At 72.0% G+C, this 24,491-nt stretch carries 20 protein-coding genes; 9 read left to right on the plus strand and 11 right to left on the minus strand.

Annotated features, from left to right (window positions below; genetic code table 11):
- The first annotated feature begins 49 nt into the window (after positions 1–49).
- Complete coding sequence (locus tag ACFYWM_RS12115) at positions 50–877, plus strand: HipA family kinase (protein ID WP_389912648.1); 828 nt, start codon at positions 50–52, stop codon at positions 875–877.
- Complete coding sequence (locus ACFYWM_RS12120) at positions 874–1,251, plus strand: DUF3037 domain-containing protein (RefSeq protein WP_389912651.1); 378 nt, start codon at positions 874–876, stop codon at positions 1,249–1,251. The genes ACFYWM_RS12115 and ACFYWM_RS12120 overlap by 4 nt, the downstream gene beginning before the upstream one ends.
- A 121-nt stretch (positions 1,252–1,372) precedes the next feature.
- On the opposite strand, the gene ACFYWM_RS12125 is transcribed toward ACFYWM_RS12120, so the two are convergent.
- From ACFYWM_RS12125 to dxr, 4 genes are all read right to left on the minus strand, one after another.
- A complete protein-coding gene (locus tag ACFYWM_RS12125; RefSeq protein WP_389912738.1) occupies positions 1,373–2,215 on the minus strand; it encodes a GNAT family N-acetyltransferase in 843 nt (280 codons plus the stop codon).
- 60 nt (positions 2,216–2,275) lie between these two features.
- The gene (locus ACFYWM_RS12130; RefSeq protein ID WP_389912654.1) at positions 2,276–3,895 is read right to left on the minus strand and encodes an alpha/beta hydrolase; all 1,620 of its coding nucleotides are present in this window, start codon (positions 3,893–3,895) and stop codon (positions 2,276–2,278) included.
- Between the two features lie 246 nt (positions 3,896–4,141).
- Positions 4,142–5,308, minus strand: coding sequence for a flavodoxin-dependent (E)-4-hydroxy-3-methylbut-2-enyl-diphosphate synthase (ispG, locus tag ACFYWM_RS12135; RefSeq protein ID WP_389912657.1), 1,167 nt, complete (start codon positions 5,306–5,308; stop codon positions 4,142–4,144).
- A 35-nt stretch (positions 5,309–5,343) separates the two neighbouring features.
- Complete coding sequence (gene dxr, locus ACFYWM_RS12140; RefSeq protein WP_389912661.1) at positions 5,344–6,528, minus strand: 1-deoxy-D-xylulose-5-phosphate reductoisomerase; 1,185 nt, start codon at positions 6,526–6,528, stop codon at positions 5,344–5,346.
- 224 nt (positions 6,529–6,752) lie between these two features.
- On the opposite strand from dxr, the gene ACFYWM_RS12145 reads away from it, so the two are divergent.
- Positions 6,753–7,838 carry a trypsin-like serine peptidase gene (locus ACFYWM_RS12145; protein ID WP_389912664.1) on the plus strand — a complete coding sequence of 362 codons (1,086 nt, stop codon included), beginning with the start codon at positions 6,753–6,755 and terminating at the stop codon, positions 7,836–7,838.
- Between the two features lie 53 nt (positions 7,839–7,891).
- A complete protein-coding gene (locus ACFYWM_RS12150) occupies positions 7,892–8,932 on the plus strand; it encodes a trypsin-like serine peptidase (protein ID WP_389912667.1) in 1,041 nt (346 codons plus the stop codon).
- A gap of 24 nt (positions 8,933–8,956) precedes the next feature.
- On the opposite strand, the gene ACFYWM_RS12155 is transcribed toward ACFYWM_RS12150, so the two are convergent.
- Positions 8,957–10,384 (minus strand): aldehyde dehydrogenase family protein, encoded by a 1,428-nt coding sequence (locus tag ACFYWM_RS12155; RefSeq protein ID WP_389912670.1) that lies wholly within the window; start codon positions 10,382–10,384, stop codon positions 8,957–8,959.
- Positions 10,385–10,597: 213 nt separating this feature from the next.
- Here ACFYWM_RS12155 and ACFYWM_RS12160 point away from each other — a divergent pair, with 213 nt between their 5' ends.
- Positions 10,598–11,233 (plus strand): TetR/AcrR family transcriptional regulator, encoded by a 636-nt coding sequence (locus ACFYWM_RS12160; protein WP_389912673.1) that lies wholly within the window; start codon positions 10,598–10,600, stop codon positions 11,231–11,233.
- Between the two features lie 37 nt (positions 11,234–11,270).
- Here the strand turns inward: ACFYWM_RS12160 and ACFYWM_RS12165 are convergent, their stop codons facing one another.
- Positions 11,271–12,731, minus strand: coding sequence for a PucR family transcriptional regulator (locus ACFYWM_RS12165; RefSeq protein WP_389912676.1), 1,461 nt, complete (start codon positions 12,729–12,731; stop codon positions 11,271–11,273).
- Between the two features lie 97 nt (positions 12,732–12,828).
- Between ACFYWM_RS12165 and gabT the strand changes: the two genes are divergently transcribed.
- The 4 genes from gabT (at position 12,829) to ACFYWM_RS12185 (ending at position 16,724) form a co-directional block, all read left to right on the plus strand.
- On the plus strand, positions 12,829–14,181 hold the full coding sequence (gene gabT, locus ACFYWM_RS12170) for a 4-aminobutyrate--2-oxoglutarate transaminase (RefSeq protein ID WP_389912679.1): 1,353 nt from the start codon (positions 12,829–12,831) through the stop codon (positions 14,179–14,181).
- A 244-nt stretch (positions 14,182–14,425) separates the two neighbouring features.
- Positions 14,426–14,665 carry a hypothetical protein gene (locus tag ACFYWM_RS12175; RefSeq protein WP_389912682.1) on the plus strand — a complete coding sequence of 80 codons (240 nt, stop codon included), beginning with the start codon at positions 14,426–14,428 and terminating at the stop codon, positions 14,663–14,665.
- Positions 14,666–15,120: 455 nt separating this feature from the next.
- Entirely contained in the window at positions 15,121–15,474 is a 354-nt protein-coding gene (locus ACFYWM_RS12180; RefSeq protein WP_389912741.1) for a YciI family protein, read from the plus strand.
- Positions 15,471–16,724, plus strand: a complete 1,254-nt coding sequence (locus ACFYWM_RS12185; protein ID WP_389912685.1) for an RNA polymerase sigma factor — start codon at positions 15,471–15,473, stop codon at positions 16,722–16,724. Before ACFYWM_RS12180 ends, ACFYWM_RS12185 begins: the two co-directional genes overlap by 4 nt.
- A gap of 34 nt (positions 16,725–16,758) precedes the next feature.
- Here ACFYWM_RS12185 and ACFYWM_RS12190 read toward each other — a convergent pair whose 3' ends face one another.
- The 5 genes from ACFYWM_RS12190 to ACFYWM_RS12210 all read right to left on the minus strand — a co-directional run bounded on the left by ACFYWM_RS12190 (position 16,759) and on the right by ACFYWM_RS12210 (position 24,437).
- The gene (locus ACFYWM_RS12190; RefSeq protein WP_389912688.1) at positions 16,759–17,985 is read right to left on the minus strand and encodes a saccharopine dehydrogenase family protein; all 1,227 of its coding nucleotides are present in this window, start codon (positions 17,983–17,985) and stop codon (positions 16,759–16,761) included.
- A gap of 313 nt (positions 17,986–18,298) precedes the next feature.
- Positions 18,299–19,540, minus strand: coding sequence for an extracellular solute-binding protein (locus ACFYWM_RS12195; RefSeq protein ID WP_389912691.1), 1,242 nt, complete (start codon positions 19,538–19,540; stop codon positions 18,299–18,301).
- Positions 19,541–19,694: 154 nt separating this feature from the next.
- Positions 19,695–21,200 (minus strand): CoA-acylating methylmalonate-semialdehyde dehydrogenase, encoded by a 1,506-nt coding sequence (locus tag ACFYWM_RS12200; RefSeq protein ID WP_389912694.1) that lies wholly within the window; start codon positions 21,198–21,200, stop codon positions 19,695–19,697.
- Complete coding sequence (locus tag ACFYWM_RS12205) at positions 21,197–22,495, minus strand: aspartate aminotransferase family protein (protein WP_389912697.1); 1,299 nt, start codon at positions 22,493–22,495, stop codon at positions 21,197–21,199. Before ACFYWM_RS12205 ends, ACFYWM_RS12200 begins: the two co-directional genes overlap by 4 nt.
- A gap of 430 nt (positions 22,496–22,925) precedes the next feature.
- Positions 22,926–24,437 carry an MFS transporter gene (locus tag ACFYWM_RS12210; protein WP_389912700.1) on the minus strand — a complete coding sequence of 504 codons (1,512 nt, stop codon included), beginning with the start codon at positions 24,435–24,437 and terminating at the stop codon, positions 22,926–22,928.
- Positions 24,438–24,491 lie beyond the last annotated feature (54 nt).

Consider the following 24,491-nt stretch of genomic DNA (forward strand, 5'->3'; position numbering starts at 1 on the left):
GCCTCCCGGCGCGGACGGCACCCTCGGGCCGACCGGGTAGCCTGGCCAGGTGCTCGAAGCGATCAAAGCCACCCGTTACGTGACACCGCTGCGCGAGGGCGGCTCGCTGCCCGGCGTCATGGAGGCGGACGACCTCGGCACCCACGTCGTGAAGTTCCGCGGTGCCGGGCAGGGTCGCCGGGTCCTGGTCGCGGAGATCGTGTCCGCCGGGCTGGCCCGGCGCCTGGGATTCCGTACGCCCGAGCTGAAGGTGATCGACGTCGATCCGCAGCTCGGCGCCCGCGAGCCCGACGAGGAGATCCAGGACCTGCTCAAGGCCAGCGAGGGCAACAACCTGGCGGTCGACTTCCTGCCGGGCGCGCTGGGCTTCGAGCCGCTGGCCTGGCCCCCCGAGCCCGCCTTCGCCTCCCGCCTGCTCTGGTTCGACGCGCTGATCCACAACGTCGACCGGAGCTGGCGCAACCCGAACCTGCTCCTGTGGCACGGCGACACCTGGCTGATCGACCACGGCGCGGCGCTCTGGTTCCACCACAACTGGCCCTCGGCCAACCCGCTGCGCGGCTTCGACGCGGGCGACCACGTGATGGCGCCCTTCGCCACCCGGATGCCCGAGGCCGACGCCGAGCTCAGCGAGCTGATCACCAGGGACCTGCTCGACGGGGTGGTGGACGAGGTCCCCGACGAGTGGCTGGAGGACGAGCCGGGGTTCGACGGGGCGCAGGCCGTGCGGCAGGCGTACGTCGAGCACCTGCTGGCCCGCGCGCAGGGGCCGCGCACCTGGCTGCCGGAGCCGTCGGGCCCGTCTGACCGGCACCCCCGTCAGGACCAGGAGAGGAAGACCGGCTCGGTGGGCGCGTTCTGGAAGGACAACCGGTGAAGGACGTCTACGAGTACGCGATCATCCGGGTCATCCCCCGCGTGGAGCGCGGCGAGCTGATCAACGCCGGCGTGCTGCTGTACTGCCAGCCCCGCGGCTACCTGTGCGCCCGCGTCGAGCTGGACGAGGCGCGCCTGCGCGCCCTCGACACCGGCGTGGACCTCGACGGGGTACGGCACGCGCTCGGCGCCTACCAGCGCTCCTGCGACACCGACTCCGGCCCCCTGACCAGGGAACCGCTGGGCAGCCGCTTCCGCTGGCTCACCGCCCCGCGCAGCACGATCGTGCAGACCGGCCCGGTCCACGCGGGCCTCACCGCGGACCCGGAGACGGAGCTGGAGCACCTCGTGACCCGGCTGGTCCGCAGCCCCTGACCGGACGGACGCCTCGCGGGAGCACCGGGCTTCGGAAAAGCACCGGGCCTCGGAGAAACACCGAGCTTCGAAAGAGCACCGGGCTTCGAAAGAGCACCGGGCTTCGAAAGAGCACCGAGCCTCAGAAGAGCACCGACATGAACGTGCCGACCTCGACGAAACCGGCCCTGCGGTAGGCGGCCCTGGCGGGGGCGTTGTAGTCGTTGACGTACAGCGACACCACCGGGGCGAAGTAGTCGAGCGCGTGCTTGACCACCGCGGCCATCCCGGCCACCGCGTGGCCGCGGCCGCGCATCTCGGGGTGGACCCAGACGCCCTGGATCTGGCAGGCGTGCGGCGTCACCGCGCCGATCTCGGCCTTGAAGACGACCCGGCCGCCCTCGATGCGGGCGTAGGACCTGCCGATCCTGATCAGCTCGGCGACCCTGGACCGGTAGAGGGCGCCGCCGTCCCCGGCCTCCGGGGAGACGCCCACCTCCTCGGTGAACATCGCCACGCAGGCCGGGAGCAGGATGTCGAACTCGTCGGGCCGCACGCGCCGCACCAGCGGGTCGGCGGGGACGGGGGACGGCTCGCCGATCACCATGACCGGCTGCGCCCAGCGGATCGCGCGGGCGGCCCCCCAGTACGGCTCCAGCCGCTCCCAGAGCACCTCGACCGCGTCCGCCGGGCCGACGATCGAGGAGCAGCGGCGGCCCTGCTTGCGCGCGCGATCGGCGAAGGCGTAGACGGCGTCCGTACCGGCGTTGACCGGGACCAGGTTCGCCCCGGCGTAACAGAGGGAGGTCAGGCCGCCGCGCGGCCCGAACCCCCACATCTGGCCACCGAGCCTGGCCGGATTGAGCCCGACCGAACGGACCCTGGAGGCGACGAAGACATTGCCGACGGGGTCGGTGTCGAGAAGCGCCAGGACCTCGTCTCGATCGTTGTCGTCGAGCACGCGCGACGCCGTTGTGCGCAGCATCACGTGCTCAGCCTACGCGACCCCCTCGAATTTGGCAGGAACCAACACAGAGCCTCTCATCTACCTGCTTCGGTCATCTCGTACCGCCGTGTGCCCGGCGGGCACCCGGACGGTCGCGGGGGCGACCACCGGCACGGGCGCGGGGATTCCCGGGCACCGGGCGTCCGGAGCGTCCGGGGCGTCCGAGCCCTGGCGGGCGCCGGGCAGGGTGCCCTCCCTGAGGTAGGCGGCCAGGCGCCGGTCGACGCAGGCGTTCCCGTTGAGCGCGACCCCGTGGTTGCCACCGGGCACGGCCAGCAGCCGGGAACGCTGGAACAGGGCGCGCATCCGCACCGCCCCGGCGTACGGGGTGGCGGCGTCCCGCTCGCCCTGGATCAGCAGGATCGGCGGCAGCGCGGCGTTGTCACGGATCTGCACGGGAGTGCCCGCCTGCTGGGGCCAGAAGGCGCACGGCGCGTTGTACCAGGCGTTGGGCCAGGTCAGGAAGGGCGCCCTGGCGTTGGCCCTGGTCATGTCGGTCCGCCAGCGCGCCCAGTCGCGCGGCCAGGCGGCGTCGCGGCACTGCACCGCCAGGTAGACCGCGTAGCTGTTCTCGTCCTTGGCGTCGTTCACCGCGTGCTTGCGGTAGGTGTTGACCAGGGGGGTCGCCTCCCCCTTCTTGACGTAGGCGGAGAACGCCTTGGCCAGTTGCGGCCACACGGCGTCGGAGTAACCGCCGAGGGTGTAGACGTCGTCGAGCTCGCTCGGGCCGACCACCCCTCCGGCCGGGCGGTCGCCCAGCCGGTCCCGCATGGCGTCCCAGGCGAAGGAGACCGCCCTCTCGGTGGCCCCGAGCCGGTAGACCGGGTTGTGGCGGGCGATCCACTTCAGGAAGTCCCTGTGCCTGTCCTGGAAGGCGATGCTCTGGTCGAGGTTCGAGCGGTACCAGATGCCGCGCGGGTCGACCACGCTGTCCAGGACGAGCCGCTTGAGCCGGTCGGGGAAGAGCGTCGCGTAGACCGCGCCCAGGTAGGTCCCGTACGAGTAACCCAGGAAGCTGATCTTCGACTCGCCGAGCGCCTCCCGGATCACGTCCATGTCCCTGGCGGAGTTCTCGGTGGTCATGTGGGGCAGCATCCAGCCCCACCGCTCGCCGCACGCCTGGGCGTACTTGCGGGCCCGGGCGATCAGCACGCCCTCGTCGCGCCTGGTCGCCGGCACCTGGTCGGGGCGGGGCGCCGCGTAGTACCGCTCGGGGTCGACGCACCTCAGCGCGGGCTCGCTCGCCCCCACCCCGCGCGGGTCGAAGCCGATCACGTCGAACCGGTCGGCCAGGCCGTCGGGCAGCCCCGCCGCCACGCCCCTGACCAGGTCGCGGCCCGACGCCCCGGGGCCGCCGGGGTTGACCAGCAGCGCGCCGAGACGGTCGTCGACGGCTCTCCCCCTGATCCGGTTCAGGGCGATGCCGATGGTCCGCTGCGGGTTGGCGTAGTCGAGCGGCACCCTCAGGGTGGCGCACTCCATCGAGTTGTCCGCCCGCCCGGCGGAAGGGGGCACCGCCCCGCCGCCCCCCAGGGCCGCCCCCTCGCAGGGCCCCCAGACCAGCCCCTGTCTCTCCTGGGCCACCGCCCCCTGCGGCACCCCCACCGCCGCGGCCAGCATCGCGATGCTCGCGGCGATCCCGACGACCCTCTTCTTCACTGTGTGATCCCCCTACTCGTACGGCAGAGGCGATGGTCTCCCGAGGGCGGCGCGATCATCCGGAACACAGCCGGATGCCTGGCAAAGTGTAGTCAGATGATTGCTAAGTGTAATGACACGAGGTGGAGCGGAGCCCCGGCGCGAGGAAGGGCGCACACACGGACCCGCCCGCACCCCGGTGTGATCCCGGGAGCGAGCGGAGGTCCTTCTGTTCGGGTCGCCGGGCGGCCGGTCGGCCGGGGCGGTTCAGCTGACGACGACCTGCGGGCCCGGGGCGTCGTCGTCGAGGTCGACCTCCACGCCCATCTCGTCGGCGAGGCGCAGGGCCTCCTCGATCAGGGTCTCCACGATCTGCGACTCGGGGACGGTCTTGATGACCTCGCCCTTGACGAAGATCTGGCCCTTGCCGTTGCCGCTCGCGACGCCGAGGTCGGCCTCGCGGGCCTCGCCGGGGCCGTTGACGACGCAGCCCATCACCGCGACGCGCAGCGGGACCTTCAGCCCTTCGAGCCCCGCCTGGACCTGCTCGGCCAGGGTGTAGACATCGACCTGGGCGCGCCCGCAGGAGGGGCAGGAGACGATCTCCAGGCCGCGCTCGCGCAGGTTGAGCGACTCCAGGATCTGGTTGCCGACCTTGACCTCCTCGACCGGAGGGGCCGACAGCGACACGCGGATGGTGTCGCCGATGCCCTCGGCGAGCAGGGCGCCGAACGCGACCGCGGACTTGATCGTGCCCTGGAAGGCCGGGCCCGCCTCGGTGACGCCGAGGTGGAGCGGGTAGTCGCAGCGAGCGGCGAGCAGGCGGTACGCCTGGACCATCACGACCGGGTCGTTGTGCTTGACGGAGATCTTGATGTCGCGGAAGCCGTGCTCCTCGAACAGGGAGCACTCCCACAGCGCCGACTCCACCAGCGCCTCGGGGGTGGCCTTGCCGTACTTCTGCAGCAGGCGGGGGTCGAGCGACCCGGCGTTGACGCCGATCCGGATCGGCACGCCGCGCTCGCCGGCCGCGCGCGCGATCTCACCGACCTTGTCGTCGAACTTCTTGATGTTGCCGGGGTTGACCCGGACCGCCGCGCAGCCCGCCTCGATCGCGGCGAAGACGTACTTCGGCTGGAAGTGGATGTCGGCGATCACCGGGATCTGCGACTTCCTGGCGATGATCGGCAGCGCGTCGGCGTCGTCCTGGGAGGGGACGGCGACCCGGACGATCTGGCAGCCCGAGGCGGTCAGCTCGGCGATCTGCTGGAGCGTCGCGTTGACGTCGGCGGTGACCGTGGTGGTCATCGACTGGACGGAGACCGGCGCGTCCCCGCCCACGGGGACGGAACCGACCATGATCTGACGGGATATGCGTCGCTCGGCGATCGGCCTGGTCCTTACGGACGGGATTCCGAGAGCAACAGAAGTCATTTTCAGCCCTTGAAGAGTCGACGACGCTCACCAGTCTAGGCAGTCCCGGTGAACTCTCGTGCCCGTATGCGCGCCCACGCGTCGGCATCGAGCACCTCGGCCACCGAACCGGCCTCGGTCACGGTGTGCTCGGAGACCACCGCCGCCACGGTGTCGACGATGCCGGGGAAGGGCAGGCGCCCGGCCATGAAGGCCTCGACGCAGACCTCGTTGGCGGCGTTGTAGACGGCCGGGGCCGTGCCTCCGGCCGCGCCGACGTGGCGGGCCAGCGCGACGGCGGGGAAGGCCTCGTCGTCGAGCGGCTCGAACGTCCAGGTGTGGGCGGTGGTCCAGTCGACCGCCGGGGAGGCGTCGGCGACCCGCTCGGGCCAGCCGAGGGCGAGGGCGATGGGCAGGCGCATGTCCGGCGGGCTGGCCTGGGCGATCGTCGAGCCGTCGACGAACTCGACCATCGAGTGGATGACCGACTGCGGGTGGACGACGACCTCGATGCGGTCGAAGCCGATGTCGAAGAGCAGATGGGCCTCGATGACCTCCAGGCCCTTGTTGACGAGTGTGGCGGAATTCACCGTGATGACCGGCCCCATCGACCAGGTGGGGTGGGCGAGGGCCTGCTCGGGGGTGACGTCCGCGAGGTCCGCGCGCGACCTGCCGCGGAAGGGCCCGCCGCTCGCGGTGACGACCAGGCGGCGTACGGCGGAGGCGTCGGGGCCGGTGGGCCCGGCGGCCCACAGGCACTGGGCCAGCGCGGCGTGCTCGGAGTCGACGGGGATCAGCTGGCCGGGTTTGGCCAGGCGCTTCACCAGCGGGCCGCCGACGATCAGCGACTCCTTGTTGGCGAGCGCGAGCGTCCGGCCCGCCTCCAGCGCGGCCAGCGTTGAGGTGAGCCCCAGCGCCCCGGTGATGCCGTTGAGGACGACGTCGGCGGACTGGACGGCGGCCTCCGCCACCCCCTCGGGCCCGGCCAGCACCCGCGCGCCGACACCGCGCGCGGCCAGGGCCTCGCGCAGCTCCGGCACGGCGGCGGGGTCGGCGACGGCGACCACCTCCGGCCGGAACTCGGCCGCCTGCCGGGCCAGCAGGTCGATCCGGCCGCCGTAGGCGGCCAGCGCGACCACCCGGAACCTGCCGGGGTTGCGGGCGATGACGTCGAGGGACTGGGTCCCGATGGACCCGGTCGAGCCGAGCAGGACGACGGAACGGACGGTGTCTGGCTGCACCGCACCATTCTCCCGGCTCGGGCCGCGCTGTCGAATCGGCCGTACCGGGCCTGATCAAGGTGGATCAGCCTGAATCACGGCGAAAAACTGTTAGGCGTGAAACACGCGATAAAAGGCGGTATTTAAGTCCGAATTTAGTCATATCAAAAGTTGCAAAGCTTGAGAAATACGCATGTAGGGCGCACTAGCTTCCCGGAACAGCAACAGGCCCTCGGGAGGTACATATGCGGCGCACGGCACGGCTCGTCCCCATTCTCACCGCCATCGCGGGAAGCACCCTGCTCTCCACGACGATCGCGCACGGCGCCACGGCGGACACGTCGAACACGGCGGGCACGGCGGGCACGGGCGGAGGCGGCGTCACCCTGGCGCCGGCCGTCCCCCAGCCGGTCGAGAAGGAGGCGGCCGACACCAAGAAGGAGCAGCAGACCGTCCAGCGCTACTGGACCGAGGCGAAGATGGAGGCGGCCAGGCCGCTCGCCGCCCTCGTCCCCGAGAAGGACGGCGCCCGGCTCGCGGCGGGGGCGCTCGCGGCCCAGGCCGCGGCCGATCCCGTCTCCGTCCCCCCGACCGAGCCCGGCGGCGACACCGTCACGACCACCAGGGGCGCGGCGGCCGCCCGCGCCTCCACCGGCGCGGCGTGGACCCGCGGCGGGGCGATCGTCAAGACCGCGGGACGCGTGTTCTTCACCTACCAGGGCCGCAACGCCTCGTGCTCGGCGAGCGCGGTGACCAGCGAGAACAAGAGCACCGTGATCACGGCGGGGCACTGCGTGAGGATGGGCGGCGCCTTCCACGGCAACTGGGTGTTCGTGCCGGGATACCGCAACGGCGACCGGCCGTACGGCACCTGGGTGGCGACCACCCTCTACACCACGCCGCAGTGGAACAACAGCGAGGACGTCAACCACGACGTGGCCTCCGCCGTGGTGGCCCCGCTGAACGGCAGGCTGCTGACCGACGTGGTCGGCGGCCAGGGCGTCTCCTTCAACCAGGCGCGCCGCCGGCAGATGCACTCCTTCGGCTACCCCGCGGCGGCCCCGTACGACGGCTCCAGGCTGGTCTACTGCGCCGGGAGGGCGTTCGACGACTTCCTGATGTCCCGCGACATCGGGCTGAACTGCAACATGACCGGCGGATCGAGCGGCGGGCCCTGGTTCCTCGACTTCGACGAGAGCACCGGCCTGGGCACCCTGAACTCGGTGAACAGCTTCAAGTACGCCTTCGCGACCGGCTGGATGTTCGGCCCCTACTTCGGGACCGAGGCGCGGGCCGTCTACGAGGCCGCGCAGACCACCGGCACCCCCTGATATTCACCAGAAGTAATCACAAGAACACCCCTCGTAGTGCAAACTCGGGTCTCATGACCTCAAGCCTCCCCCTGCTTGCGGCCGCCCCGCTCGTCGCCGGGTTGCTGAGCGCCCCGACGACCGGCGCGACGGCCACCTGGCAGACGGCCACCGCGTTCGGGCAACGGGCCGTGAAGACCCTCATAGCGCCTTTCGTTCAGAAGACCGCGTCCGGCATGCCGGACGTCGTCGGGCACGCGACCGCTCCCACCGCGTCGGAGCGGGAGCGCGTGCTCGGCTACTGGACCCCCCGCCGGATGGCCTCGGCGCTCCCCGTCGACCGGCTCGCCAAGGTCACCGGGATGCTCAGGCGGCTCTCGGCCGCCGGGCAGGGGGTGGCCCCCCGCCGGAGTCCGCACGGCGCCGCGTCCCGCACCGCGGGCGCCCGCTGGACCTCCGGCGGGGTGGTGGGGCGCACCACGGGGCGGGTGTTCCTCACCGTCAAGGGCAGCGACTTCGTGTGCTCGGCCAGCTCGGTCAAAAGCGCCAACAAGGACCTGGTGGTGACCGCCGGCCACTGCGTCAAGGACGGCACCGGCGCCTGGGCCGACAACTGGACCTTCGTCCCCGGCTACGGTCAGGGCCACCGCCCCTACGGGCAGTACACCGCGCGCCGCATGTTCGTCGCGGGCCCCTGGTCGCGCGAGGGCGACGACAGCCACGACATCGGCATGGTGGCGGTCAACACCAGCGGCGGCAGGCACCTCGGCGACGTCGTCGGCGGCCAGGACATCGCGTTCGGCGCCCCCCGGGGACGCCTGGCCAGCGGTTTCGGCTTCCCCGCCGACGCGCCCTACGACGGCGAGCACCTGGTCTACTGCGCGGGCCCGCTGCGCGACGACCCGAACGGGCAGACCGGCGACCAGGGCATGCGCTGCGACATGACCGCCGGGTCCAGCGGAGGCCCCTGGCTGAGCGGTTTCGACGCCTCCACCGGCCGGGGCACGGTCGTCTCGGTCAGCAGTTTCAAGTACAGCGACGACCGCCACACCATGTACGGCCCCTACTTCGGCGACTCCGCCAGGACCCTCTACGCCACGGCCTCCACGTCGTGACCCCGGCGCGGAGGTGCGACCGGCTCAGAGGGTCAGGCCCGTGAGCACCATCACCTTCTCGTAGGTGAAGTCGGCGATGGCCGAGCGGAGCCCCTCGCGCCCGACGCCCGAGTCCTTGACCCCTCCGTAGGGCATCTGGTCGGCACGGTACGACGGCACGTCACCGATGATCACACCGCCGACCTCGAGCTCCCGGTTGGCCCGGAAGGCGTTGTCGAGGCTGCGGGTGAACACCCCGGCCTGCAGCCCGTACCTGGAATCGTTGACCGCGGCGAACGCCTCGTCCACCCCCGGCACCCTCTGGACGACCATCACGGGGCCGAAGACCTCCTCGCGGCAGACCTTGGCGTCGGCCGGGACGTCGGCGAGCACGGTCGGCGCGAAGGTGGCGCCCTCGCGGGTGCCGCCGGTCAGCAGGCGGGCGCCCGACGAGACGGCCTCGCCGACCCACCGCTCCACGCGCTCGGCGGCCTCGGCCGACACGAGCGGGCCGACCTGCGTCTTCTCGTCGGCGGGGTCGCCGGTGACCAGGGCCTCGACGGCCGGGACGAGCCTGGCCACGAAGTCGTCGTGGACCGACTCCTCGACGATCACCCGCTGGACGGCGATGCAGCTCTGACCGGCCTGGTAGTTGGAGAACAGCGCGATCCGCGAGGCGGCCCAGTCGAGGTCGGCGTCGGCGAGCACGACCGCGGCGGCGTTGCCGCCGAGCTCCAGGGTCACGTGCTTGCGCGGGACCCGGTCCATGATCGCGTACCCCACGGGAGCCGAGCCCGTGAAGGAGACGACCGGCAGGCGCGGGTCCTCGACCAGCGCGCCGGCGCGGTCGTTGGACACCGGGAGCACGGAGAACATGCCCTCGGGCAGGTCGGTCTCGGCCAGGATCTCGCCCAGGACGAGCGAGGAGACCGGCGTCGCCGGGGCGGGCTTGAGGACGATCGGGGCCCCGACGGCGATGGCGGGGGCCACCTTGTGCGCCACCAGGTTGAGCGGGAAGTTGAACGGGCTGATGCCCAGGATCGGGCCGTACGGGACGCGCGAGACGTAGGCGAGGCGGCCGGCGGAGGCGGCCTCGGTGTCCAGGCGCACGGTCTCGCCGCCGAGACGGCGGGTCTCCTCGGCCGCGAACCTGAAGGTGGAGACCGCGCGGCCGACCTCGCCGCGGGCCCAGAAGATCGGCTTGCCGTTCTCGGCGGTGATCAGGGCGGCGATCTCGTCGGCGCGCTCGGCCAGGCGGCGCGAGACGTGCGCGAGGGCCTCGGCCCGCACGTGGATCGGCAGCGCGGCCGCCTGTCTGCGCACCGCCGCCGCGGCGGCGACGGCCTCCTCGACCTGGCCGTCGGTCGGCACGGAGCAGACGGCGACGACACGGCCGTCGTGGGGGTTGGTCACGGTGAGCTCTGCCTCGCCCGTGGCGGGGCGTCCGGCGAGCCAGAAGGGGCGCACGTCCATGCCCCCGACGCTATGTCACCGGCTGGGGGGCGGCCTTACTCCACTCCGCACAACAGCCCCGTGACGGTACGCCGTTCCGCATAAAACCCGTCCACCATCCCCTGTAACGAAAACAGGGGTATTCGGGGATATTCCTTACAAGGTGCCGGTTTGAATGATCCTCACCGGGGCTAAGTCACCGGATGGACGATGAGACTGGAAGGGCGTGGGCGCATGACCTCCTCGGCGCCGCGCGGCCTTCAGGGGGCCTATCTCGTCGGCGAACGGGCCTCCCAGGACCAGCTTCGCGCCAGGCTGCTCGACGTCGCCAGCCAGCTGCTGGTCACCATCGGGCCGGAGAGCCTGTCGATGCGCCGCATCGCCACCGAGGCGGGCTGCTCGACGACCGTCATCTACACCATGTTCGGCAGCAAGGAGGGCCTGGCCGAGGCGCTGTACCTGGAGGGCTTCGAGCGCTTCCGGCGCCGCCTGGAGGCCGTGCCCTCGCGCAAGGACGCGCTGGAGCACCTCATCGCCCTGGGCCCCGTCTACCGGGAGGCCGCGCTGGACGAGCCCGGCTACTACGCCCTGATGTTCGAGCGCGCGATCCCCGGCTTCACGCCGAGCGAGCGGGCCAGGACCCTCGCCCGCGCGGCGCTGAACATCGTCGACCGGGTGATCGCCGACTGCATCTCGGCCGGGTACATCGTCCCCACCCAGCCCAGGAAGATCGCCGACGCCGTGTGGGCCGCGGCCCAGGGCGCGATCAGCCTGGAACGTGCCGGGCACCTGCGCGACAGCAGCATCTACGACACCGTCACCTACGCGGTCATCTCCCGCTACCTGGTCGTCGACCGCTCCCCAGCCTGAGAGAGCCGTCCTGACGGCGCCTTCCCCGGCGGTATCCTCACCCGGCGACGGCCAGGGCGACCCAGAGCTCGGCGCGGACCGCGGGGTCCTCAAGGTCGCGGCCGACCAGCTCCGCGACCCGGCGCATGCGGTAGCGCAGGGTGTGGCGGTGCACCCCGAGCCGCTGCGCCGCCGCGTCCCAGTGGCCGTTGCAGTCCAGGTAGGCGCGCAGGGATCCCAGCAGGTCCGCGCGCGAGCCGTGCTCCCTGAGCGGGGCGAGCAGCGCCGAGGAGAACGCCTCCGCCACGTCGGGGTCGAGCAGGGAGAGCAGCCCCCGGCCCGCCAGGTCCGCGAAGCGAACGACCCGCCCGGCGCCGCGCCCGGCCGCGGCGAGAGCCTGGTCGGCCTGGTCGAGCCCCACGCGCAGGCCGTCGAGACCCACCGGGTCGCCGACGCCGACGGGGCCGTGCTCGCCGAGCGCCGCGGCCACGGCACCGGCCCGCGAGGCCGGGACCAGCAGGACCACCCTGTCGCCGTCGGCCGCCGCGAACTCGCCCCTGGCGGCCTCCAGCACCGCCTCCCGCTCACCGGCGCAGGCGACCGCCACCAGCGGCCCGTCGCCGAGCCGCTCCCCCAGCCGCTCCAGCGTCTCGCGCCCGGCGTCCACCTGCCCGGCCAGCAGCAGCCGCAGCACCGCGGAGCGGACCCGGCGCTCGGCGGCCAGGTGCTCCCCGCCGTGCTCGACGGCGAGCGTCAGCAGGGACGCGGCGGCGTTGACCACGGTGTGCCCGACCGGGGTGAAGGACCGGCCGATGCCCACGGCGAGGAATCCCCTGACGCGGCGGGCCCCGAGCGGCCGCACGATGACGTGCTCCCCGGGCGAGGACAGGGCCACGCTCGCGGGAGCGCCCTGGCTGGTGATCCTTCTCAGCCGCTCCAGCTCGGGGCCGAGGTCCGCGCCGGCCGCCGCCGCCCCGCTGCCCGCCAGGTGGCGTACGGCTCCCGCCTCGTCGAGCAGGATCGCCCAGCCGCCCAGCTCGCGGGCCAGGCGGTCGATCACCGCGCGCGGGCCCTCCGGGCGCAGCGCGGCGCGGGTGAGGCGGCCCTGGGCGGCGAAGGCGCTGCTGAGCTCGTCGTACTGCTCGGCGGCGATCAGCTCGCTGACCGTCTTGCCGATGGCGACGAACGCGGTGTCGCGCGGCACCTCGACCAGCGGCAGCCCGGCCCGCGCGGCGGCCTCGACCAGCTCCCCGGGGATCGTCTCGTGCCCGAGCCCGACGCCGAACCCGAGCCCGGCGACCCCCCTGGCGACCAGGCGCTCGACGTAGGGGCCGGCGTTGCGGGCGTCCAGGCGCATGCCCGTGGTGAGGACCAGCTCACCGCCCTCCAGGAACGGGGTGGGGTCCTCCAGCTCGCTCACCGCCACCCAGCGCACCGGCCGGTCGAGCGCCTCCCGCCCGGCGAGGACGACGAGCCCGAGCGGCAGCCGCCGCACGACGGTACTGAGCGTCGGCGCCACCACCACCTCCTTTTTATACGTTATGTCTATTCTGCTCCCGGCAATTTTGCCATAGTGCATCATCGGCACACCGGCATCGGCGACATAGCTTCACATCATGAGCACCGTCACCGAGGGCGGCCCCTCGCTTCCGCAGGAGCGCCGCCTCGTCACCGAGATCCCCGGCCCGAGATCCCGCGAGCTGCTCGCGCGCAAGCAGGCCGCCGTACCCCCGGGCATCGGCACCACGCTGCCCGTCTTCGTGACGCACGCCGGAGGCGGTGTCGTGGTCGACGCCGACGGCAACTCGCTGATCGACTTCGGATCCGGCATCGCGGTGACCAGTGCCGGAAACTCCGCCCCGCGCGTCGTCGAGCGGGTGAGCAGGCAGGTGGCGGACTTCACCCACACCTGCTTCATGGTCACGCCGTACGAGTCGTACGTGCGGGTCGCCGAGCGGCTCAACGAGATCACCCCCGGCGACCACGAGAAGCGCACGTTCCTGCTCAACAGCGGCGCCGAGGCCGTGGAGAACGCGGTCAAGGTCGCCCGGCACGCCACCGGCCGCCAGGCGGTCGTCGTCTTCGAACACGGCTACCACGGCCGGACCCTGCTGACGATGACGCTGACGGCCAAGAACATGCCCTACAAGCACCGCTTCGGCCCGTTCGCCCCCGAGGTCTACCGGGTGCCGCTCGCCTACCCGTTCCGCTGGCCCACCGGCCCGGAGAACTGCGCCGAGGAGGCCGCGGCCCAGGCGATCGACCAGATCACCAAGGAGATCGGCGCCGAGAACGTCGCCGCCGTGGTGATCGAGCCGATCGCCGGCGAGGGCGGCTTCATCGAGCCCGCCAGGGGCTTCATGCCGAGGATCCTGGAGTTCTGCCGCGCCAACGGCATCGTGTTCGTCGCCGACGAGGTCCAGACCGGCTTCTCCCGTACCGGCCACCTGTTCGCCTGCGAGGACGAGGGCATCGTCCCCGACATCATCGTCACCGCCAAGGGCATCGCGGGCGGCCTGCCGCTGGCCGCCGTCACCGGGCGCGCCGAGATCCTCGACAAGGTCCACGTGGGCGGCCTGGGCGGCACCTACGGCGGCAACCCGCTCGCCTGCGAGGCGGCGCTGGGCGTGCTGGAGAGCATCGAGGCCGACGACCTGACCGGCAGGGCCCGCCGCGTCGGTGAGATCATGCTCCCCCGGCTGCGCGCCATGGCGGAGCGCAACCCGGTGATCGGCGACGTGCGCGGCCGGGGTGCCATGATCGCCATCGAGCTGGTCGTCCCCGGCACCAAGGAGCCGCACCCCACGGCGGCGGGCGAGATCGCCAGAAGGTGCCACGCCGAGGGCCTGGTCGTCCTGACCGCGGGCACGTACGGCAACGTGCTGCGCTTCCTGCCGCCGCTGGTCATCCCCGAGCACCTCCTGGAGGAGGGTCTCGCGATCCTGGAGAAGGCCGTGAACGAGGTCTGATCGTTTAGAACGCACCAAAAGGGGCACCCGGCTTGATGCTGGGTGCCCCTTTTGCCGTTATACAGCTCGCATGTAGGCCGTGATTTAACCCCCGCTTGACATCCGCCACAGCGATCACGGGCCGCGACCGCGTTATAACGGTTCCGATAAGAAAGTGCGCGATCAAGACAGGAAACGTGTCGACGTCCTCCCCGCGGCCGAGCCACGGGAGAAGCAAGGGGTCACCACGCTGGAGGTATTTAGCATGAACTGGGGGTCGCCCAGAACGGCGAACGTCACGACGACCTTCGATCCCGAAGGGCTGACCCGCACCCAGCGTGAGGGTGACGCCTGCGTGGCCTGCCACAAGAAGTGGCCCCGCCCGCGGACCAGGATCGGCCGCCTTCCCGACGGCACAGCCCTGTTCGCCTGCCCGGAGTGCGCCGACGCGCTGCTCCCGCAGGGCGACAACCGCTCCCTCCCCCGCCGCGCGGCCTTCTTCTGAACCTTCTTGCCAGCCGCACCCGCCCGGATCCCGAACCTTCCCGGACCGCCGGCGCGGGCCACGGGCCCCGCGCCGGCCACCGGCCCCGGCTCGTCCGGCGGCCCTTTCGAACCCTTGAACCTCCGAACCGGCCCCGGCTCCCCCGACGCCCGACCGGCCCACTCCGGTAGTTTCTCCACATCGAAGCACCGAAACATCGGAGCACCGAAACATCGGAGCACCGAGGCATCTGAGCACCAAGGCATCGGAGCAGCAGAGCACCGGAGCGCGCCCGCACACCCGGGACCGAACCGCCGTACACCGTCGGAAACGGCCCCCGCGGGCGAGGGCCGGAAGCGGGGAAACCGCATCTCCCGCGCGGACGGATGTCGAGACCGGGTCCCCCGCTCCGACCTGCCTGTGAGAGGCGCCCGCGACCGGGCGCCGCGACCGCGAGGAGCGAGACCGTGAAGTACATGCTGCTGATCTACAGCAACCCCGCGATCTGGGAGGCCCTCTCCAAGGAGGAGATCGAGGGCCTGATGGGCGAGGCCGAGGTCATCATGAAGGAGCTCGCCGACTCCGGGGAGTGGGTCGGCGGGCAGGCGCTCGCCGATCCCTCGCAGAGCAAGACCGTGAAGGTGCGTGACGGCGCCCCCGCCACCACGGACGGGCCGTTCCTGGAGGCCAAGGAGCACCTGGCCGGATACTGCGTGATCGACTGCGAGACCCCCGAGCGGGCGATCGAGATCGCCGCGCGCTGGCCGGACGCCCGGCTGTGCGCGATCGAGCTACGGCCGATCATGGACGGGAGCGGCGTCGAGGCGTGACCGCTCCCGCCAGGGCCGAGGACCTGCTGCGCGAGCTCGCGCCGCAGGTCCTCGGCGCGCTCGTCCGGCGCCACGGGCACTTCGACGCGTGCGAGGACGCCGTGCAGGAGGCCCTGCTGGCCGCCGCCCTGCAGTGGCCCGAGCAGGGCACCCCGGACAACCCCCGGGGCTGGCTGATCACGGTCGCCTCCCGCAGGCTCACCGACGAGCTGCGCAGCGAGTACGCGCGCAGTCGCAGGGAGAGCATGGTCGCGGCGCGGGCGCCCGCCGACGAGTTCCTGTCGCCCGCCGCCGACGCCGAACCGGCCGGCGAGCAGGACGACACCCTGACCCTGCTGTTCCTGTGCTGCCACCCCGCCCTCACCCCCGCCTCGCAGATCGCGCTCACCCTGCGGGCCGTCGGCGGCCTGACCACCGCGCAGATCGCCCGCGCGTTCCTCGTCCCCGAGGCGACCATGGCCCAGCGCATCAGCCGGACCAAGCAGCGGATCAGGAGCACGGGCATCCCCTTCGCGCCGCCTCCCGAGCCCGAGCGGGCCGAGCGGCTGCGGGTGGTCCTGCACGTGCTCTACCTGATCTTCAACGAGGGGTACACGACCACCTCGGGCCCGGACCTGCAGCGCCGCGAGCTGACCGGCGAGGCGATCAGGCTCACCCGCGCGGTGCACGGGCTGCTGCCCGACGACGGCGAGGTGACCGGGCTGCTCGCCCTCATGGTGCTCACCGACGCCCGGCGGCCGGCGCGCACCGGCCCCGGCGGCGCGCTCATCCCGCTCGCCGAGCAGGACCGGAGCCTGTGGAGCGGGGAGTCGATCGCCGAGGGGATCGCGCTCGTCACCGGCGCGCTGGCGCGGGCCCCGCTCGGCCCGTACCAGCTCCAGGCCGCGATCGCCGCGGTGCACGCCGAGGCGGCACGCGCCGAGGACACGGACTGGCCGCAGATCCTCGCGCTGTACCGGCTGCTCGAACGCCTGGCCCCCAACCCGATGGTCACGCTCAACCACGCCGTCGCGCTCGCGATGGTGCGCGGCCCGGCGGCCGGGCTCGACCTGCTCGAGACCTTGGAGGCCGACGACCGGATGGCCGGGCACCACCGCCTGCACGCGGTGCGCGCGCACCTGCTGGAGACGGCCGGTGACCGCGAGGCCGCCCGCGCCGGCTACCGGGAGGCCGCGCGCCGCACCACCAGCCTCCCCGAGCAGCGCTACCTGGAGGGCAGGGCCGCCCGGCTGACGCGGCCGGAGCCGTAGGCGACCTTTACCAAGTAAGCCTACGGAACGGGCGTCAGGCGGACAGCAGCGCCCTGGTGGTCTGGTCGCGCATGCCCCACGGCGAGCCGTAGGCGTTGAGCAGCTCCAGGAAGGGCACCGCGTCGAACGCCTCGGGGCCGAGCACCCCGCTGCCCGACCAGGCGCCGGTGGCCAGCAGCTCCAGGGCGACCACCGGGTGCACGGCCGTCTGCCAGACCACGGCCTGGCAGCCGTACTCCCGCATCGACCACTCGTTGTCGACCACGTGGTAGAGGTAGACCTCGCGCGGCTCGCCGTCCTTGCCGATGCCCTTCACCCATGTCCCGGCGCAGGTCTTGCCCCGCATCCGGTCGCCGAGCGTGGCCGGGTCGGGGAGGCTGGCCGCGACCACGTCGCGCGGCGAGGCCTCGACGCCGCCCACCTTGATCTTGCCCGCGTTGTCCAGGCCGAGCTTGTGCAGGGTCTTCAGCACCCCGATGAACTCCTCGCCCAGGCCGTACTTGAACGTCACCCGCTTGGCGTCGATGTAGCGCGGCACGAGGAGCACCTCCTCGTGCTCGACGTTGACGCACTCGACGGGCCCGATCCCCTCGGGGAAGTCGAACACCTCGGGCTCGCTGAACGGCTCGGTGGTGTGCCAGTCGCCGTTCTCCCAGATCACCGGCGGGTTGAGGCACTCCTCGATGGTCGTCCAGATGGAGAACGTCGGCGCGAAGTCGTAGCCCTCGACCACCAGGTTGGAGCCGTCGCGGATGCCGACCTCCTCGATGGTCTCGAACAGGTGCTCGGCGGCGTAGCGCGCGAACACGTCCGCCAGCCCCGGCTCCACGCCCATGCCGACCAGCGCCAGCCCGCCCTTCTCGCGCCAGGCCTCGCCGAGGGCGAACTGCTCGTCGCCGAGCTTCACCCCGGTCAGCTCGTACGGCCTGCGCGGGTGGGGCCGCGACAGCGACATCGCCATGTCGAGGTAGTGGGCTCCGGCGTTGAGCGCGGCCTCGAACAGCGACATGGTGAAGCGGGGGTCCACCGCGTTGAAGAGCACGTCGCAGCGGTGCTCGGCGAGGGCCGCCTCGACCGCGGCCCGGTCGGAGGCGTCCAGCCCGATGGCACTGAAACGCGGGTCGGCGATCCTGGCCACGACGGCGGCGGCCCGGTCCTGTTGGGAGTCGGCGACCACGATGTGTTCGAAGAAATCTCGGCGTGCGGCGATCGGCACGACGGCGGAACCGACGCCGCCCGCTCCAACAAGAAGGATTCTCATGCGGCCCACCCTACCCACTGACTGGTCGACCAGTCGATATCAGGACCATGATTTTCCCACCGAATCCATCGTCGAAAGAGATCGAGGCAACGAAAAACGCCGCCAATGGCGAGATATACGGGCATGCCTGAGGAAGGGCGCACGCAAGGAGGACGACGGGCCCACGGCCCGTCAGGCCCGGACCCGTCCCGTCGGAACCTGAGCCGTCAGGACCTGACCCTTCGGAATCCGCTCCTTCGGGACTCGACGCCTCAAGGCATCAGGACCAAGACGGCACGACCTGATCGTCAGGCCCGGATCCGAAGGGAACCGGTCACTTCACGAGCCGCTTCCAGCGCTCCGCCCACTCGGTGTGGTCGGTGCATTCCCCGCCACGGCCCCCGCAATCGCGCGTCGGGCGGGTGGCGAAGCGGACGTCGCGCAGCCAACGGCTGTCACGCGCGTGGTAGACCTCGCACATCCGGCGGGCGTTCCCGCCGCACGCCTGCGGGTTGGCCGGGGCGAGCCCGGTCCAGGCCGCGGCGGGGCGCTGCGCCGCCGCCGAGCTCGTCCAGTCGAGCCACCGGTAGGCGCAGTTGGGGCTGGCGGGCCTGGCCGCGAGCATCCACGAGTCGACCCACCCGGTCATCGGCACCCCGGTCAGCGCCTTCGCCGGCCGGCCCGCGCGCTGGAAGAGGTCAAGGTGGTACGGGAGGGCCTGGGCGATCCGCGCCGGCCCCGCCGACAGGGCCCTGACCAGTTCGAGGGAGCCGTCCCAGTAGACCCGGTCGGGGCCGTCGCCCTCGGCGAGAAGGTCGGCGGCGGCGTCGAGCTGGGCCGGGGTGAGCTGGAAGGGGTCCTCGATCTTCAGCTCGGGACGCGTCCGGCTCAGGGCGAGCGCGGCGTCGGCGATGCTCATCGGGTTGTTCCTGATCGCCGCGGGAACCGCCCCGTAGAGCGCCGACGGCCCCTCCGGCCTGGCCCCCTCGTAGACCACCTGGTTGACCCCCCACAGGTAGGGGACGCCGTAGACCTTGCCGTCCTCGCGCAGGCCGGGCAGCTCGCGCAGGCGCTTGGGGATGTGCTTGTAGCCCGAGACCAGCCTCGTGTCCAGCGGTGCCACCTTGCCCTGCGCCACCAGCTGACCGGCCAGGTCGGGAGAGGGCGAGACGGCGTCGTGGGCGCCCGCGGCGAACCTGGCGGCCATCTCCTCGCTCGTACGGACCTGGTCGAGCTTGACGACGCAGCCGGTCTCCCGCTCGAAGGGCGCGATCCAGTTGACCCGCGAGCTGGTCCCGCCGTACTCGGCGTACCCCTGGAAGGTCAGCACCTGGAGCGTGCCCTCGCCCTTCCCGATGGACGCCGAGGGCGTCGGTGTCGGGGTCGGCGTCGGGGTCGGAGTCGCGCCGGGACCTGCGGTGGACGTCACGGGCGTGGCGGAGGGCGAGGGAGCGCGCACCGGCCTCGCCCCGCTCGCGGCTCCCGCCTGGGCGCAGGCGGCGAGCACCAGCCCGCCCGCTCCCAGCAGCGCCCCCAGACGCGCCCGGCGGAGCCTGTCCCTGCCTGCGAGGCCCACGAGGTCTCCTCCCGACGTCGCCACCGATCTGCCCGGGAGCCTACCGGCCCGCACCCCACCCCGGGTCTCGCGGACGCGCGCCCCGCACGCCGGACCGGGGAACACGCGAGGCCCGCGCCCCGGCAGGAGGGGCACGGGCCTCGCGGGCCAGAGGCTACCCGTTGGTCGGGAAGCCGAGATTGACGCCCCCGTGGCTCGGGTCGAGCCACCGGGAGGTGACGACCTTGCCCCGGGTGTAGAAGTGCACGCCCTCGGTGCCGTGCACGTGGGTGTCGCCGAAGAGCGAGGCCTTCCAGCCGCCGAAGCTGTAGAAGGCCATCGGCACCGGGATCGGCACGTTGATGCCGATCATGCCGACCTCCACCTCGTTCTGGAAGCGCCGGGCCGCGCCGCCGTCGTTGGTGAAGATCGCGGTGCCGTTGCCGAACTCGCCGCCGTTGATCAGCTCCAGGCCCTCCTCGTACGAGGAGACGCGGACGATCGCCAGGACCGGGCCGAAGATCTCTTCGGTGTGCACCCGGGAACCGGCGGGCACGTGGTCGAGGACCGTGGGGCCCAGCCAGAAACCGGGGGTCTCCCGGGCCGCGCCGCCGCCCAGGACGGGGGTGAGGCGGCCGTCCACGACGAGCTTCGCGCCCTCGGAGACGCCCAGGTCGAGGTAGGAGACGACCTTGTCGCGGTGGACCCCGGTGACGAGGGGTCCCATCTGGGAGGACGGGTCGTCGCCGGGGCCGACGGTCAGCTCCGAGACCCGAGAGACGATCTTGTCGACCAGCTCGTCCCCGACCGGGTCCACGGCCAGCACGACGGAGATCGCCATGCAGCGCTCCCCCGCCGAGCCGAAACCGGCGGACACCGCGGCGTCGGCGACGAGGTCGAGGTCGGCGTCGGGCAGCACCAGCATGTGGTTCTTGGCGCCGCCGAGCGCCTGGACCCGCTTGCCGTGGGCGGTGCCGGTCTCGTAGACGTACCTGGCGATGGGCGTGGACCCGACGAACGAGACCGCGCGCACGTCCGGGTGCTCCAGCAGCCGGTCCACCGCGACCTTGTCGCCCTGGACGACGCCGAAGACGCCGTCGGGCAGCCCGGCCTCCTTCCAGAGCGCGGCCATCAGCAGCGACGCCGAGGGGTCCTTCTCCGACGGCTTGAGGACGAAGGCGTTGCCCGCGGCGATCGCGATCGGGAACATCCACATCGGCACCATGGCCGGGAAGTTGAACGGGGTGATCCCGGCGACGACGCCCAGCGGCTGCCGGATCGAGTAGGAGTCGACCCGGGTGGAGACCCCCTCGGAGAAACCGCCCTTGAGCAGGTGCGGGATGCCGCAGGCGAACTCCACGACCTCCAGGCCCCTGGCGACCTCGCCCAGCGCGTCGGAGTGGACCTTGCCGTGCTCCTCGGAGATGAGCCGGGCGAGCTCGTCGCGGTTGGCGTACATCAGCTCGCGGAAGCGGAACAGCACCTGCGAGCGCTTGACCAGCGAGGCGTCCCGCCACGCGGGCCAGGCCGCGACGGCGGCGGCCACTGCCGCGTCGACCTCGTCCGCGGACGCGAGGTGGACCCGCCCGGAGACCTCCCCGGTCGCGGGGTCGAAGATCTCGGAGGTACGGCCGGAGCCCTCGACGGGGCCGCCGCCGATCCAGTGGGTGACGTTCTTCACGAGACGACCTCGGCGTTGATGGTTTCGAGCGCGTTGACGATGATCCCGAGCCCCTCGGCGGCCTCGTCGGGGGTGAGGGTGAGCGGCGGGGCCATCCGGAGCACGTTGCCCTTCAGACCGCCCTTGCCCGCGAGCAGGCCGGACTTCCTGGTCTCCTCCATGAACCGGGCGGCGAGGGCCGGTGAGGGCTCGCCGCTCGCCGGGTCGACGAGCTCGACGGCGAACATCAGGCCCTTGCCGCGGACGTCGCCGACGATCGGCAGGCGCGGCGCCGCCTCGCGCAGCCCGTCAATGATCAGGGCGCCGGTCCTGGCGGCGTTCGCCTGCAGGTCGTGGTCGAGGACGTAGTCCAGGGTGGCGTTGGCGGCGGCCATGGAGACCGGGTTGCCGCCGAAGGTGGCGAGCCCGACGGCGTGCAGGTTGTCCATCAGGTCACCGCGGGCCACGACGCCCCCCACCGCGAAGCCGTTGCCCAGCCCCTTGGCGAAGGTCATCATGTCGGGCGTGACGCCGTGGTTCTGGATGCCGAAGAAGGCCGAGCCGGTGCGCCCCCAGCCGGTCTGCACCTCGTCGGAGATGAGGAGGATGCCCTCGGCGTCGAGGACCTCCTTGTAGGCGGCGAACAGCCCGTCGGGGGCCATGGTGAAGCCGCCCACCCCCTGGATCGGCTCGGCGATCAGCGCCGCCACGTCACTGGAGACCGCGGTGGAGAGCACGTGGCGCAGGTCCTCGACGCAGGCCGCGATGTAGCCGTCGTCGGACAGGCCGCGGAACTGGGCGAGGTGCCGGTCGGCGCCGTGCAGGAAGTGCACGTTCAGCGGCGACAGCGAGTTGTTCTTCCACGCGCGGTTGCTCGTGACGCTGACCGCCCCGAAGGAGCGGCCGTGGTAGCTCTGCCGCATGGCGAGCACCTGGTCGGACTTGCGCGCGTACGTCGCCAGCAGCAGCGCGGTCTCGTTGGCCTCGGTGCCGGAGTTGGTGAAGAAGACCTTCGCGTCCGGGATGCCGGAGAGCCTGGCGATCTTCTCGGCCAGCTCGACCTGGCCGCGCAGCAGGTAGACCGTGGAGGTGTGCACCACACCGGTGGCGATCTGCCGCTCGACGGCCTCCCGCACCTCGGGCACGTCGTACCCGATCATGTTGGTCAGGATGCCCGCGAAGAAGTCGAGATAGCTCTTGCCCGACGCGTCGACGACGCGGTTTCCCTTGCCCGAGACGATCTCGACGGGCTCGTCGTAGTAAAGGGCCAGCCAGTTGGGCATTACCGCGCGGTGGCGCGCAAGGAGGTCCGACATACATCGAGTATCGCCTCCCGGTGCCACCGCTCATACCTACAACATGTCGGGATGTTCGCGCCGAACCCATCACACTGTCAGGTCTCCCCGGCGTGGATCACCCTTCACGAGCGCCTGTGCGGCTCACGCCCCGCGACGCGTCCCGTGCGGCTCGCGCCACGCGACGGATGGCGCGAGCCGCACAGGAGGGCCGGGCGGAGCACCCCCCAGGTTCCCCGCCCGAGCTTCTTCAGTCATGAGGCTTGGTAAAGTCCAGCATCGCTCATATTTCCTATCAAAGCAACCTGAAATACATGAATGATTCCCGGCCCGGACGGCCCGGACGGCCCGGACGGCCCGGACGGCCCGGCGGCTCGTCGCCCGCGTGCGGTGTCCGGCCTGTCCGGGCGGGCCGGACACCGCGCGCGGGACCGGCGGCCCGGAGGACCGCTCAGCGCTCCGCCTCCACCAGGTCCGCGCCCGGACCGGCCGCGGGCGCGGGCGCCGGGCGCAGCACCAGGAACGCCAGCGTGGCGGCGGCCAGGGTGAAGCCGGCCCCCACCCAGGAGCCGAACGACATGGCCGAGACGAACGCCTCGCGCGCGGTCCCGACCACCCCCGCGTCACCCAGCCGCAGCGCCTCGCCGATCGACTCGCGCGCGGCGGCCGGGGCGTCGGCGGGCATCGACGAGGTGTAGACCCCGGCCAGCACGCTGCCGAGCACGGCGATGCTCAGCGCCATGCCGACCTGCTGGACGGTGTCGTTGAGCGCCGACCCGACACCGGCGTGCGCGGGCGGCACCGCTCCCATCAGCGTCGTGTAGGCCGCGGGCCCCGCCAGGCCGCCGCCGACCCCCATCAGCATGAGGCCGGTGATCAGCAGGCCGTACCCGGTGCCGGCGTTCATGAGGGCGAGCACCCCGAAACCGCCGGCCATCACGGTGAGGCCGACGGCGACGAGCACCCGGTTGCTCACCTTCCGCCCCAGACCGGCGCCGACCCCGTTGAACAGCGCGGCCGCCACGGCGTACGGCAGCAGCGCGAGACCGGCCTGCATGGGGCCGTACCCCAGCACGAACTGCAGGTACTGGGTGAGCATCAGCAGCAGCGCGCCCGTGCCGAACGACATCAGCACGATCGAGAACGACGCCCCGCTGAAGTTCCGGTCGCGGAACAGTTCGAGCGGGAGCATCGGGTGCTCCGACCTCAGCTCCCAGATCACGAACGCCGCCAGCGCGACCACCGCCACCCCGGCGGCGACCAGCGACCCCGCCGAGGTCCAGCCCGCGGTCGGCGCGGAGATGACCACGTAGACCAGGGCGCCCATGCCGGTCGTGGACAGCACCACGCCTGCCGGGTCGAGCTTTCTCGCCGGGCCGCGCGACTCGGGCATCAGCAGCGCCGCCGCGATCACGGCGACGACCGCGACCGGGATGTTGAGCAGGAAGATCGACCCCCACCAGTAGTGTTCGAGCAGGAAGCCGCCCAGCGTGGGACCGGCGATCACGCCGACCATCGCCACCGCGCTCCACGCGGCGATCGCCTTGCGGCGCTCCTCCTCGTCGAAGACGGTGATCAGGATCGACAGGGTGCTCGGCATCAGGATCGAGCCGCCGACGCCCATCAGCGCGCGGGCGCCGATCAGGTGCCAGGGCTCGGTGACCAGCACGGCGACCAGCGAGGCACCGCCGAACAGCACCAGGCCGACGATCAGGAACCGCTTGCGGCCGTAGCGGTCGGACAGGCTGCCCGAGGTGAGCAGCAGACCGGCGAAGACCAGGACGTAGGCGTCGATGATCCACTGGATGTCCGCCGGGCTCGCCCCGAGGTCGACCATCAACGCGGGGATCGCCAGGTTCAGCACGGTGTTGTCCACCACGAGGACCAGCAGGCTCAGGCAGAGCACCCCGAGGATCCACCAGCGCCTCGGGTCGCGTTCGACTCGTACAGTGTTCGATTTCACTCGCACACCGTACGATAACCTCGAACAGTGTGCCATCGGATTTATGCTTGAGAA

The organism is Streptosporangium sp. NPDC002721, from assembly GCF_042888905.1.
Lineage (GTDB): Bacteria > Actinomycetota > Actinomycetes > Streptosporangiales > Streptosporangiaceae > Streptosporangium.